This window comes from Streptomyces xinghaiensis S187 (assembly GCF_000220705.2).
Lineage (GTDB): Bacteria > Actinomycetota > Actinomycetes > Streptomycetales > Streptomycetaceae > Streptomyces > Streptomyces xinghaiensis.
The window spans coordinates 2,372,200-2,385,473 of sequence record NZ_CP023202.1 but is presented as its reverse complement, the minus strand read 5'-3'; the positions used below and the strand labels follow the sequence as shown (position 1 = coordinate 2,385,473).

Annotated in this window: 10 protein-coding genes and 2 tRNA genes; 6 read left to right on the top strand and 6 right to left on the bottom strand. The window is 72.3% G+C overall.

Translation table 11 applies throughout. The features are described 5' to 3' along the window. Entirely contained in the window at positions 1-591 is a 591-nt protein-coding gene (locus SXIN_RS10000) for a PPA1309 family protein (protein ID WP_019710138.1), read from the bottom strand. Between the two features lie 182 nt (positions 592-773). Between SXIN_RS10000 and SXIN_RS09995 the strand changes: the two genes are divergently transcribed. The 4 genes from SXIN_RS09995 (at position 774) to SXIN_RS09980 (ending at position 6,087) form a co-directional block, all read left to right on the top strand. Beyond that, entirely contained in the window at positions 774-3,650 is a 2,877-nt protein-coding gene (locus SXIN_RS09995) for a UPF0182 family membrane protein (RefSeq protein ID WP_019710137.1), read from the top strand. Between the two features lie 42 nt (positions 3,651-3,692). Further along, positions 3,693-3,766, top strand: a tRNA-Met gene (locus tag SXIN_RS09990). A 166-nt stretch (positions 3,767-3,932) separates the two neighbouring features. Next, a complete protein-coding gene (locus tag SXIN_RS09985) occupies positions 3,933-5,894 on the top strand; it encodes a tetratricopeptide repeat protein (RefSeq protein WP_095756880.1) in 1,962 nt (653 codons plus the stop codon). A gap of 119 nt (positions 5,895-6,013) precedes the next feature. After that, positions 6,014-6,087, top strand: a tRNA-Met gene (locus SXIN_RS09980). A 181-nt stretch (positions 6,088-6,268) separates the two neighbouring features. Here SXIN_RS09980 and SXIN_RS09975 read toward each other — a convergent pair. Next, positions 6,269-6,688, bottom strand: a complete 420-nt coding sequence (locus SXIN_RS09975) for a Fur family transcriptional regulator (protein ID WP_039822397.1) — start codon at positions 6,686-6,688, stop codon at positions 6,269-6,271. Between the two features lie 180 nt (positions 6,689-6,868). Between SXIN_RS09975 and SXIN_RS09970 the strand changes: the two genes are divergently transcribed. Further along, a complete protein-coding gene (locus tag SXIN_RS09970) occupies positions 6,869-8,335 on the top strand; it encodes a catalase (RefSeq protein ID WP_019710135.1) in 1,467 nt (488 codons plus the stop codon). A 146-nt stretch (positions 8,336-8,481) separates the two neighbouring features. Here the strand turns inward: SXIN_RS09970 and SXIN_RS09965 are convergent, their stop codons facing one another. Further along, positions 8,482-8,883 carry a CBS domain-containing protein gene (locus tag SXIN_RS09965; protein ID WP_019706903.1) on the bottom strand — a complete coding sequence of 134 codons (402 nt, stop codon included), beginning with the start codon at positions 8,881-8,883 and terminating at the stop codon, positions 8,482-8,484. 204 nt (positions 8,884-9,087) lie between these two features. After that, a complete protein-coding gene (hisN, locus tag SXIN_RS09960) occupies positions 9,088-9,885 on the bottom strand; it encodes a histidinol-phosphatase (RefSeq protein ID WP_019706343.1) in 798 nt (265 codons plus the stop codon). 165 nt (positions 9,886-10,050) lie between these two features. Here hisN and SXIN_RS09955 point away from each other — a divergent pair, with 165 nt between their 5' ends. After that, entirely contained in the window at positions 10,051-10,668 is a 618-nt protein-coding gene (locus SXIN_RS09955) for a TetR/AcrR family transcriptional regulator (protein WP_095756879.1), read from the top strand. 143 nt (positions 10,669-10,811) lie between these two features. On the opposite strand, the gene rsgA is transcribed toward SXIN_RS09955, so the two are convergent. Both rsgA and aroA read right to left on the bottom strand, forming a co-directional pair. Further along, the gene (rsgA, locus tag SXIN_RS09950; protein WP_019710133.1) at positions 10,812-11,840 is read right to left on the bottom strand and encodes a ribosome small subunit-dependent GTPase A; all 1,029 of its coding nucleotides are present in this window, start codon (positions 11,838-11,840) and stop codon (positions 10,812-10,814) included. Positions 11,841-11,853: 13 nt separating this feature from the next. Then, positions 11,854-13,212 carry a 3-phosphoshikimate 1-carboxyvinyltransferase gene (gene aroA, locus SXIN_RS09945; RefSeq protein ID WP_019710132.1) on the bottom strand — a complete coding sequence of 453 codons (1,359 nt, stop codon included), beginning with the start codon at positions 13,210-13,212 and terminating at the stop codon, positions 11,854-11,856. Positions 13,213-13,274 lie beyond the last annotated feature (62 nt).

The following is a 13,274-nucleotide window of genomic DNA, read 5'->3' as shown; positions in this document are numbered from 1 at the left end:
CTACTCGGCGAAGGTCGCGGACAGCGCCTCGGCCAGCCCCGGCACGAGGCCGGCCCCGGTGAGCACCTCCGTGGGGGAGTCCTTCTCGCGCAGCCGCAGCGCCGACTCGCGGCTGCCGTCCCGCAGCACCGCCACCGTCATCCGGACCTCCTGCCGGTCCGGGTGGCCGGCGACCCACCGCGTCAGCTGTTCGCCGTCCAAACCGTCCGGGACGGACTCCTCGGCGGACGGCGGCAGCATGAGCCGCTCCACGGTCATGGCGCAGCCGCTCACGGCGTCGGGCCAGGCGATGGTACCCAGGAACTCGTCCAGCGGCGTTCCGGCCGGCAGTTCGTCCTGTTCGACGGGGGTCAGCGTGCCGGAGCCGTCACCGCTCTCCAGCCCGAGCTGGGCGGCCAGTTCGGGTTCCTCGGACAGCAGCCGCTCGGTGTCGACGAGGGCGAAGAGACGGGCGGGCTGGTCCCAGCCGAGCGCGGCCGCGTACTCGTCGATCTCGAGCACGGCACGGGTGAGCGGTCCGGCGGCGATCGGGTCCGGGCCCGCGGCGGGCTCGGGGTTGTCGGGGCCGTTCGGTACGGAGGAGGCAGACATGGTCCGTATCTTGCCTTCTTCGTGGCCGGAATCGGGAACTGGGTAAAGCTTGAGTAAGTTGCATGAGTGGGCCCTAGTATCTCTGGGCTCGTATCCACGACCCATATGACTGCGATTTCTTCGAGGGGCGCACCTTGGCTTTCCAGATGCCGGACCGCGGCGGAGGCCCGACCGGGCCACGGATGAGAGCCGGCGGACCGTCCCGGCGGTCCAGGACCCTGCTGCTGACCATGGCCGCGCTTGCCCTGCTGGCCATGGTGTTCGTGATGTTCGCCGGGTTCTGGACGGACTGGCTCTGGTACCGCTCGGTCGACTACTCCTCCGTCTTCAGGACGACCCTGTGGACCAAGATCGGGCTCTTCGCCGTCTTCGGACTGGTGATGGCGGCCGCCGTGGGCGTCAACATCTGGCTGGCGCACCGCATGCGGCCGCCGCTGAGCGCGATGTCGCTGGAGCAGCAGAGCCTGGACCGCTACCGGATGGGCATCGCGCCCTACAAGAAGTGGGCGCTCCTCGGGGTGACGGCCCTGGTGGGCCTGATCGCCGGTGCCTCGGCCGCCGGCCAGTGGCGCACCTGGCTGATGTGGATCAACGGGGTCCCGTTCGGCACCGAGGACCCGCAGTTCGGCAAGGACGTCTCGTTCTACGCCTTCGACCTGCCCTGGTACCGCTTCCTGCTGGCCTTCGGTTTCGCGACGGTCGTGCTGTCGCTGATCGCCGCCGCGCTGACGCACTACCTCTACGGCGGCCTGCGGCTCACCAGCCCGGGGGCCCGCGCCACCGGTGCGGTCACCGGGCACCTGTCGGTGCTCGTCGGCCTCTTCGTCGCGCTGAAGGCGGTCGCCTACTGGCTGGACCGGTACAGCCTGGCGGTGAAGTCCAGTGACTTCAAGGCCACCGGCAACTGGACGGGTCTGCGCTACGTCGACGCCAACGCCTACCTGCCGGCCAAGACGATCCTGTTCTTCATCGCCGCCATCTGCGCGGTGCTGTTCTTCGCCACGCTCTGGCGGCGCACCTGGCAGCTGCCGGTCCTCGGCTTCGGCCTGATGGTGCTGTCGGCCATCCTGATCGGCGGCCTCTACCCGGCCATCGTCCAGAAGTTCCAGGTCGAGCCGAACGAGCAGGCCAAGGAAGCCCCGTACATCAAGAAGAACATCGATGCCACGCGCGACGCGTACGGCATCGACGACGCCAAGGTGAGCGACTACGAGGGCAAGGTCTCCGTCGACGAGGCCGAGAGCGCGAAGCTGCGCGACGAGGCCGAGAGCACGGCCAGCCTGCGGCTCCTCGACCCGAACGTCGTCTCGCCCACCTTCCAGCAGCTCCAGCAGGTCCGCGGCTACTACGGCTTCCCGGACACCCTGGACGTCGACCGCTACAAGGACGGCGACGGCAGGGAGCAGGACACCGTCATCGGCCTGCGCGAGCTGAACATCAACGGCATCCCCGAGCGCAACTGGATCAACGACCACTTCAAGTACACCCACGGCTACGGCGCCGTGGCCGCCAAGGGCACCTCGACCACCCGCGGTGGCGCGCCGGACTTCACCGAGTCCGACCTGCCGTCCAAGGGCGAGTTCGGCAAGTACGAGCAGCGGGTCTACTACGGCGAGAAGACGGAGCAGTACTCCATCGTCGGCGGCCCGCAGAAGGAGCTGGACTACTCCGACGACAGCGGCGAGAAGCTGTACAGCTACACCGGCGACAGCGGGGTCGACCTCTCCGGCCCGGTGAACCGCGCCGCCTACGCGGCCGCGTTCAGCGAGCCGCAGATCCTGTACTCGGGGGCCATCGGCGAGGGCTCGCGGATCCTCTACAACCGCACGCCCAAGGACCGTGTCGAGGCGGTGGCGCCCTGGCTGACCATCGACGGTGACGCCTACCCGGCCGTCGTGGACGGCCGCATCCAGTGGATCGTCGACGCCTACACCACGTCGAACGGCTATCCGTACGCCTCCCGCACCACGCTGGGCGACACCACGGCCGACTCGCTGACCACCGGCCAGCGCGAGGTCGTCGCCCAGGAGAACCGGGTCAACTACATCCGCAACTCGGTGAAGGCCACGGTCGACGCCTACGACGGCTCGGTCAAGCTGTACCAGTGGGACACCAAGGACCCGGTGCTCAAGACGTGGATGAAGGCCTTCCCGGACACGGTCGAGAAGAAGAGCGCCATCGGCACCGAGCTGATGGAGCATCTGCGCTACCCGCAGGACCTGTTCAAGGTCCAGCGCGAGCTGCTGACCCGCTACCACGTCACCAACTCCGCGCAGTTCTACAGCGGCAGTGAGGTCTGGCAGGTCCCGGACGACCCGACGAACAAGTCGGGCAACTCCGTGCCGCCGTACTACCTCAGCATGCGGATGCCGGACCAGGACGAGCAGACCTTCTCGCTGACGACGACCTTCACCCCGAACCGGCGCGACAACCTCGGAGCCTTCATGGCCGTGGACGCCGACGCCACCAGTGACGGGTACGGGAAGATCAGAATCCTGAAACTGCCGTCCAACACCACCGTGTCCGGGCCACAGCAGGTGCAGAGCAAGTTCAACTCCGAGACGGCCATCGCCAACGAGATCAACATCCTCCAGCGGGGTGACTCGGAGATCGAGTACGGCAACCTGCTGACCGTCCCCCTGGACGGCGGCCTGCTCTATGTGGAGCCGGTCTACGTCCGCGGTGCCGGCACCAACTACCCGCTGCTGCGGAAGGTCCTGGTCTCGTACGGCGACGAGACCGCCTTCGAGGACACGCTCGGCGAGGCGCTGGACGTCGTCTTCGGCGAGAAGGAGCCCGGCGCCGGCGAGACCGAACCTCCGCCGGGCGAGGGCGAGGAGGGCGACACGGGCGACGAGGGCGAGCGCGACCGGCCCAGTGACGACCCGACCGTGCGCCAGGCCCTGGAGGACGCCCAGGAGGCCATCGAGGCGGGCGAGAAGGCGCTCGCGGAGCAGGACTGGACCGCCTACGGCAAGGCCCAGGACGACCTCAGGGACGCGCTGAAGCGGGCCGCGGACGCCGAGAAGGCGGCCAGGGAGCCCGAACAGGGCGGCTGAACAGGGCACACCCCGCGCCGTGGTACGGTTGTCACACAACGGCGCGGGGTGGAGCAGCTCGGTAGCTCGCTGGGCTCATAACCCAGAGGTCGCAGGTTCAAATCCTGTCCCCGCTACTCATATGAAGGACCCGGAGTCAACGACTCCGGGTCCTTCACTTGTCCGGGGGTACTGTGCGCCCCGGCGTTTGAGTCCTCGTCATGTCGGGAAGTCGACAAAACGCCGAAGTGACTTCACTGGCTGCGGTATACCAGGTGTACGCAGGTTTCAGGTGGTGCGACGATGGCCCTTATGGGGGACAAGGCAAATCTGTTGGAATCAGGTCGATTTGTGGCTCCACCGGATACCGGGAGGTATGCGGTCGCGCCGGCCGGCGCCGCAGCCTGCCCGGACGCCGTCACCACCCCCGCCCCGGAGACGACCGGCACCACCGCTCCGGAGTCCGCCGCCGAGGCGGAGAAGGAGGCCCGGCACCGCCGCGCCGCCGAAGCCGGTGACCCGGAGTCCGCCGGTGTCCTCGGGGCGCTGCTGCTCCGCCGCGGCGACCTCGACGGGGCGGAACCGCACCTCCGCGCCGCCACCGCCACCGGAGACCGCGCCGCCGCCAACAACCTGGGCGTCCTGCTGCACCAGCGCGGCTACGTCGACGAGGCCGCCGGCTGGTGGCGGATCGCCGCCGTCGCCGGATCCGCCGCCGCCGCGCACTCCCTCGGCCGCTACTGCCGCGAGCGCGGCGACGAGACCGGCGCCGAGTACTGGCTGCGCCAGTCCGCCGAATCGGGACACGCCCTGGGCGCCTACGCCCTCGGGGACCTGCTGGAGCACCGCAGTGACGTGGGCGCGGAGCGCTGGTTCCGCGTCGCCGCCGAGCAGGGCCACCGGGAGGCCGCGTACCGGCTCGCCCGGATCCTCGACCTGAGCGACCCGGCCCGGCGCGACCGCACCGCCGGCGCCCGCGAGCTCGGCCCCGGCCCGGCCCCGCCGCGCCCCCTGCCGGGCGACGGCGCGGAGCCGGGTGCCTCCGCCGAGGCGGAGCAGTGGTACCGCCAGGCCGCCGCGCGCGGCCACCGGCGTGCCGCCCTGTACCTCGGCACGCTCCTGGAGGAGCGCGGCGAGACCAAGGAGGCCGGCCGCTGGTATCTGAGCGCGGCCAAGGACGGCGAGGCCCGCGCCGCCTGCGCGCTGGGCTTCCTGCTGCGCGACGCGGGCGACCCGGACAGCGCCGCGGTCTGGTGGCGCCGTGCCGCCCAGGACGGGGACGGCAACGCCGCCAACGCCCTGGGCGCGCTGCACGCCGACCGCGGCGAGCCGCAGACCGCCGAGCGCTGGTACCGCGCCGCCCTGGACGCGGGCGACATCAACGGCGCCTTCAACCTGGGGCTGCTCTGCGCCGAGCAGGGCCGCAACGACCAGGCCGAGCAGTGGTACCGCCGCGCGGCCTACGCGGGGCACCGCGAGGCGGCCAACGCCCTGGCCGTCCTGCTGCTCCAGCAGGGCGATGCCGCGGGCGCGGGCCCGTGGTTCTCCAAGGCCGCCGAGGCGGGCAGCGTCGACGCCGCCTTCAACCTCGGCATCCTGCACACCGGGCGGGGCGAGGAGGCCGAGGCGCGGCGCTGGTACGAGCGCGCCGCGGCGGCCGGGCACACCGAGGCGGCGCTCCAGGTCGCCATCGCCCTGCTGCGGGACGGCGACGAGCGGGAGGCCGAGCGCCATCTGCGCTGCGCCGCGGGCGGTGGCAGCGCGGAGGCGGCCTTCCGCCTCGGCGCGCTGCTGGACCGGAAGGCGCGCGGCCGCTCCGGCGAGCAGGAGCCGGAGGCGGGTGCCGCCGGTCCGCAGGACGGTCCCGTCGCGGAGAGCGAGGAGTGGTACGAGCGCGCGGCCGAGCAGGGCCACCGCAGGGCGCAGGTGCGGTGCGGGACGCTCGCCGCGGCGCGCGGCGACGTGGTGCAGGCCGCCCGCTGGTACCGCCGGGCCGCCGACGCGGGCAGCCGCAACGGCGCCTTCAACCTCGGCCTGCTCTACGCCCGCGAGGGCAGCGAGCCGGAGGCCGCGCTCTGGTGGACCCGGGCGGCCGAGGCGGGCCACGGGCGGGCGGCGCTGCGGCTGGCCCTGCTGGCGGCCCGGCGCGGCGATCTGGTCGACGCCCAGCAGTGGTGCTCGGAAGCGGTGAAGCTGGGCCCGCCGGAGGTGGCGGAGCGCGCGGCGAGGCTCCGGGACGCCCTCCGGCAGGAGCTGTCGGCGTAGCCTCCCGGGGCCTTCCGCACCCGCGGAGGCGCCCGGGCCGCCCGGCTCTTTCCGCTGTTCGGGGGCCCGTGTCCCGGATTTGCGCTGGTTGTCGCCGACGGTTAGAGTGGAGATAACGACGCGGGGTGGAGCAGCTCGGTAGCTCGCTGGGCTCATAACCCAGAGGTCGCAGGTTCAAATCCTGTCCCCGCTACTCGGTACGAAGGCCCGGATCCCCAGGATCCGGGCCTCCGTCATGTCCGGGCCGGGTCGCGCCGCCCGGCGGTCCGCCCGCGGCGCCTCGGTGGCTGCCGCGCGCCGGCGCTCCGGTCACCCCCGCGGACCGGTCGCGGCGGAGAGGCCCCGGCTCCCGTGTGCCGTCGGCCCCGTCCCGCTCAGGCGGAGGAGGCGCAGGACGGGCAGAGGCCGTGGTACGTCACGTCGACCGCGGAGATCGTGAAGCCGAAGCGCTCGCTCTCGGGCAGATCGGCGAGCGGGGTGCCGGTGGGGTGGACGTCCCGCACCGTGCCGCACTGGCCGCACACCAGGTGCTGGTGCGGCCGGTGGGCGTTGGGGTCATACCGCATGGCCCGGCGGTCGGTGGAGACCTCGATGACTTCACCGAGGGAGACCAGCTCACCGAGGGTGTTGTACACCGTCGCGCGCGAGATCTCGGGCAGTCGCGCGGCGGCCCGCGCGTGCACCTCGTCGGCGGTCAGGTGGACATGGTCGCCGTCGAGAACCTCGGCGATGACCCGCCGCTGGGCGGTCATCCGCCAGCCGCGGCCACGGAGGCGGTCCAGTAGGTCACTCATGTCCATCACCTAACGAAATCTGGGGGTCCAGCTTAACAAGCGTGTACCCCGGGTTCCGAACGCGTACGGTCTTCGGATTCTTCTTGACTTGGACAGTGTCCAATGTAGGATCGGTTTCGCTGTAAACCAAGCTGTAGGGCAACAGAACTGCAGGTACTGCAGAAAACGCGGGAGGCGTAAGTGACGGTGCAGGGCGAGGCGACAGGGCCGCTGACGACAGAATCCGGGGCTCCGGTCGCGGACAACCAGAACAGCGAGACGGCCGGTGTCGGCGGTCCCGTACTGGTGCAGGACCAGCTGCTGCTGGAGAAGCTCGCGCACTTCAACCGCGAGCGGATCCCGGAGCGGGTCGTGCACGCCCGGGGCGCGGGCGCCTACGGCACCTTCACGGTGACCGCGGACGTGACCAAGTACACCAGGGCGAAGTTCCTCTCCCAGGTGGGCAAGGAGACCGAGGTCTTCCTCCGCTTCTCCACGGTCGCCGGCAACCTCGGTGCCGCCGACGCGGTGCGGGACCCCCGCGGCTTCGCGCTGAAGTTCTACACCGAGGACGGCAACTACGACCTGGTGGGCAACAACACCCCGGTCTTCTTCATCCGGGACGCCATCAAGTTCCCCGACTTCATCCACACCCAGAAGCGCGACCCGTACACCGGTTCGCAGGAGGCGGACAACGTCTTCGACTTCTGGGGACTCTCCCCGGAGTCGACGCACCAGGTCACCTGGCTCTTCGGCGACCGCGGCATCCCCGCCTCGTACCGCCACATGGACGGCTTCGGCTCGCACACCTTCCAGTGGAACAACGAGGCCGGCGAGGTCTTCTGGGTCAAGTACCACTTCAAGACCGACCAGGGCATCAAGTGCCTGACCCAGGAAGAGGCCAACAAGCTCGCGGGGGAGGACCCGGACAGCCACCAGCGCGACCTGCGCGAGTCCATCGAGCGCGGCGACTACCCGAGCTGGACCGTCGGCGTCCAGATCATGCCGGCGTCCGAGGCGGCGACCTACCGCTTCAACCCGTTCGACCTGACCAAGGTGTGGCCGCACGCGGACTACCCGGTCATCGAGATCGGCAAGCTGGAGCTCAACCGGAACCCGCAGAACATCTTCGCCGAGGTCGAGCAGTCGGTCTTCTCCCCGGCGCACTTCGTGCCCGGCATCGGCCCGTCCCCGGACAAGATGCTGCAGGGCCGGCTCTTCGGCTACGGCGACGCCCACCGCTACCGCGTCGGCGTCAACGCCGACCAGCTGCCGGTGAACCGCCCGCACGCCACCGAGGCCCGCACCCACGGCCGGGACGGCTTCCTCTACGACGGCCGGCACAACGGCGCCAAGAACTACGAGCCGAACAGCTTCGGCGGTCCGGCGCAGACCGGCCGCCCGCTGTGGCAGCCGATCCCCGTCAGCGGTGAGACGGGCGAGGCGGACACCCCCCGGCACACGGAGGACAACGACTTCGTGCAGGCGGGCAACCTCTACCGGCTCATGAGCGAGGACGAGAAGGAGCGCCTGGTCGGCAACCTCGCGGGCGCCATGAGCGGCGTCAGCCGGGACGACATCCTGGAGCGGGCGATCAACAACTTCCGCCAGGCGGACGAGGACTTCGGCAAGCGTCTGGAGGCCGCGGTCCAGGCCCTGCGCGGCTGACCCGGCGCCTGCCGCAAGGACGGAGAGAGCCGGTCCCCTCCGGGGGGCCGGCTCTCTCCGCCGTTCCGGGCGCGGGTTCCTCCGCCGTCCGGGCCCCGGCCGTCTTCGCCGGCGGTCCGGGCGGCCCCGCCCCGGCACGGTGGTGCTCAACCCGCCAGAGCGGCCGGCTCCCGGCGCGCCGGCGACCAGCAGCGGATGATGTCCCGGACCGAGACCACCCCCACCGTTTCCTGGTCGTCGAGCACGATCAGATGGCGGAAGCCGCCGTGCGTCATCGCCGCCGCGGCCTCCTCCAGCGTCCAGCCGGGGGCGGCGAAGACGACGTCGGTCGTCGTATGGGCCTGTGCGGTCTCGTGGTCCGGGTCCTGGCCGGCGCCCAGGGATTTGATGATGTCGCGTTCGGTGAGGATGCCGATGCCGCTGGTGTCGGGGTCGTGGACGATGGCGGCGCCGACGCGGCGGTCCGACATCAGACGGGCTGCCTGACGCAGCGTGTGGGCGGGGCCGATGGTGAGGACCACGGTGCTCATGGCGTCACGGACGAGCATGGAGCGGAGCCACCTCCTTCGCGGCTCCCCGGCCGGCCCTGACGGAACGGCCCGGCGGGAGACGCACAAATGCACAAGCGGGGGAATTCTCATGTTCACATGCGGCCGGCGGGCCGGGCAAGAGGGCGTACGGGGGCGTTCGGGAGCCGCCCGGCGCACCGGTGGCGGGCGCGGCGGGCGGCCGGCAGGGCGGGCCGGCCCGCCCTAACGCGGATTCAGATAGCCCAGCAGTTCGCTGTGGAGGAGCCCGTTGGACGCCGCGGCGTTGCCGCCGCCGGGCCCGCGCACCCCGTCCAGACCGGTGAACTCCCCGCCGGCCTCGCGCACGATGACCGCGTTGGCCGCCATGTCCCAGAGCGACAGCTCCGGTTCGGCGCACATGTCCACCGAGCCCTCGGCGACCATCATGTACGGCCAGAAGTCGCCGTAGCCGCGCGTCCGCCAGCAGTCGCGGGTCAGATCCAGGAAGCCGTTCAGCCGGCCCTGCTCCTCCCAGCCGGTCAGCGAGGAGTAGGCGAAGGACGCGTCCGAGATCTTCGAGACCTGCGAGACGCGCATCCTGGTCGCGGACGACAGGCTCCGCCCGGTGTACGCGCCCGAGCCCTGCACCGCCCACCAGCGGCGGCCGAGCGCGGGCGCCGAGACCAGCCCCACGACCGGCTGGTGGCCGGACTCGCCGGGCGCCATGAGGGCGATCAGCGTGGCCCAGACCGGCACCCCGCGGACGTAGTTCTTGGTGCCGTCGATCGGGTCGATCACCCAGCGCCGGGGCCCGGACCCCTCGCTGCCGTACTCCTCGCCGAGTACCGCGTCCCGGGGCCGGGCGCGGCGCAGCGAGGTGCGGATCAGCTCCTCGGCGGCCTTGTCCGCCTCGCTCACGGGCGTCATGTCCGGCTTGGTGTCGACCTTGAGGTCGAGGGCCTTGAACCGGCCCATGGTCTGGGCATCGGCGGCGTCCGCCAGGACATGGGCGAGTCGGAGATCGTCGTGATAGTCGGGCATGTGTGAACAGTATCGACGCAGCTCGCGACGGGCCACACGGCCGAGTCCGTACGGGAGCGGACGGGGCCCGGACGGGGGCACTCTTGACAGTCCCTGTCGGCGCGTCAATTCTGACCCCACAGCAGCCGTGTGAGACCAGGACGGGGACGCGCCCGGGAGGCGACGATGCCCACAGCACGCGAATCCTTGCTGGACGCCGCGTTCGCGGCACTCTCCGGGCGCCCCTGGCCCGGTGTGCGGATGGTCGACGTGGCGGTGGCCGCCCGGGTGTCCCGGCAGACCCTGTACAACGAGTTCGGCAGCAAGGACGGCTTGGCCCGGGCGCTGGTGCGGCGCGAGGTCGACCGCTATCTCGCGGGCGTCCGGCACGCGCTGGCCGGTCCGCCGCCGGGCGAACCCGGTGAGCGGCTGGCGGCGGTGGCGGACTGGACGGCGCGGACGGCCCGTCACAATCCGCTGGTCCGCGCGGCTCTCACGGGCTGCTGGGGCGAACGGCTGCCCCGCCCGCCCCGTGCGTCCGCCGGGCCGAACCCCGGGCCGTACGTCCCCGCGCAGCGGCGTGCGGACGGCCCGCTGCCCTCGCCGTCCGAACTGGTGGTGCAGATCAGGGATCTGGCGGCGGCGGCGCTGGCGCCGGGCCGGCCGCCGGAGGAGGTCCAGCGGATGGCCGGGGGCTGCGAGATCGCCGTGCGGCTGGCGCTGTCCTGTGTGGTGGCCCCGGTCGGCGAGCAGGAGACCGGCCGGCTGGTCCGGCGGGCCCTGCGTGCGGGCGGCGGTCTCTGAGGCGGACGTCTCCGGGGCGGCCGGACCCCGTCCCGCGGCCCCGTGATCCCGCCCGGGGCTCGGGGGCGGTTCCATTCCCCGGGCGGCCCGGGGGAGTTCCCCGTACGGGCCGCTCACGGCGGGACCCGGGGCGGAGACGCCGCTCAGTCCTCCTCGCGCCGCTCCCGCGCCGCGAGCAGCCGCCGCAGCGAGTAGAGCCGCTGCGGATCGGCGTGGCCGTCGGCGACCCACTGGTCCAGCGCGCAGTCCGGTTCGTCGTGGCTGCAGGCCCGGGGGCAGCGCTCCGTGCCCGGAACGAGGTCGGGGAAGGCCAGGACGAACTGGGAGGGGTTCACGTGGTGGAGCCCGAAGGAGCGCACGCCCGGGGTGTCGATCACCCAGCCGCCGCGCCGGCCGCCGGGCGCCCCGGGGGTGTCCGGCAGCGGCAGGGCGAGCGCCGAGGTGGTGGTGTGCCGGCCGCGGCCGGTGACCGCGTTGACCACTCCGGTGGCCCGTGCCCGGTCCGGCACCAGGGCGTTGACCAGCGTCGTCTTGCCGACCCCGGAGTGCCCCACGAAGACGGTGATGCGCCCGGCCAGCCGCTCCCGCACCCGGTCGGCGGCGGAGCCCCCGGCCAGCTCCGCGCGGCTGGTCACCACATACGGCACGCCCAGCGGCTCGTAGGTCTCCAGCAGCGGCGCCGCGGGTGCCAGATCCGCCTTGGTGAGGACGAGCAGCGGGTCCAGGCCGGCGTCGAACGCGGCGACGAGGCAGCGGTCGATCAGCCGCGGCCGCGGCTCGGGGTCGGCGAGGGCGGTGACGATGGCGAGCTGGTCGGCGTTGGCGACGATCACCCGCTCGTAGGGATCGTCGTCGTCGGCCGTGCGGCGCAGCACCGAGGAGCGCTTCTCCACCCGGACGATCCGCGCCAGGGTGTCCTTGGCGCCGGACAGGTCTCCGACGATGCCGACCCGGTCGCCGACCACGACGCTCTTGCGGCCCAGTTCGCGGGCCTTCATCGCGGTGACGCTGCGGTCGTCGACGAGGCAGGTGATCCGGCCGCGGTCGACGGTCAGCACCATGCCCTCGGCGGCGTCCTCGTGCTTGGGACGGATGCTGGTGCGGGGCCGGCTGCCCTTGCCGGGCCGGATCCGGACGTCGTCCTCGTCGGGGTGCTTGCCGTAGCGACGCATCGCGGGACGTCCCTCAGCCCTTCCGGGCGGGGGCCGCGGCCCGGGCCGGGCTCAGCATCTCCGTCCACAGCCGCGGGAAGTCCGGCAGGGTCTTGGCGGTGGTCGCCACGTTCTCGACCTCGACGCCTTCGACCCGCAGGCCGATGACGGCGGCGGCGGTCGCCAGCCGGTGGTCGTCGTAGGTGTGGAAGATCCCGCCGTGCAGCGGGCGGGGCCGGATGCGCAGGCTGTCCCCGGTCTCGCTGACGTCGCCGCCCAGCTCGTTGATCTCCTTGGTGAGCGCCGCGAGCCGGTCGGTCTCGTGCAGCCGCAGATGCGCCACACCGCGCAGGACCGACTCGGAGTCGGCCAGTGCGGCGACGGCGGCGATGCCGGGGGTCAGCTCGCCCACGTCACCGAGGTCGACGTCGATGCCGTGGACGCGGCCGGTGCCGGTGAACGTCAGGCCCTCGGAGGTGAGTTCGCAGGTGCCACCCATCTCGGTGAAGATCCGGCGCAGCGCGTCACCCGGCTGAGTGGTGTGCTCCGGCCAGTCGGGGATGGTGACCCGGCCGCCGGTGACGAGCGCCGCGGCCAGGAACGGCTGGGCGTTCGACAGATCCGGTTCGACGACGAGGTCGCGGCCGAGCAGCGCGCTGTGCGCGACCCGCCAGACGCCGGGCTCGCCGCCCGCCTCCGGGGTGTCCACGGCGGCGCCGGCCGCGCGCAGCATGTCCACGGTCATCCGGATGTGCGGCATGGAGGGCAGGGCGCGCCCCACGTGCCGCAGTTCGATCCCCTGGTTGAAGCGCGGCGCCGACAGCAGCAGCGCGCTGACGAACTGCGAGGAGGAGGAGGCGTCGATCTCGACCCTGCCGCCGTCCAGCGCGCCGCCGCCGTGCACCGTCATCGGCAGGGAGCCGCGGCCCTCGTCGTCGATGCGGGCGCCGAGGGCGCGCAGGCCGTCGATGACGCCGTGCAGCGGGCGCTCGTGGGACCGGGGGTCGCCGTCGAAGCGGATCGGGCCGTCGGCCAGGGCGGCCACCGGCGGCAGGAAGCGCATCACCGTGCCGGCGTTGCCGACGTCCACCACGGCCGGGCCGTGCAGGCCGGCGGGGATGATCCGCCAGGCCTCGCCGCCGGTGTCGTCGCCGGAGCTGGAGGAGACGGTCTCCTCGATGCCGGTGCCCATGGCCCGCAGGGCCTCGGCCATGAGGAGGGTGTCGCGGGAGCGCAGCGGGCGGCGCAGCCAGCCCGGCTCGGAGGCGAGGGCGGCCAGCACCAGGCCGCGGTTCGTGACCGACTTCGAGCCCGGCACCGTGACGGTCGCGTCGACGGGGCCGGACGCGATCGGGGCGGGCCAGAGGGCGGTGTGCTCGGGGGTACCGGTCATAAGCCTCACCTTAATGGCTCGCGGCATGCCGGAAACTTCAACAAAACTGCCGCAACGCGCTC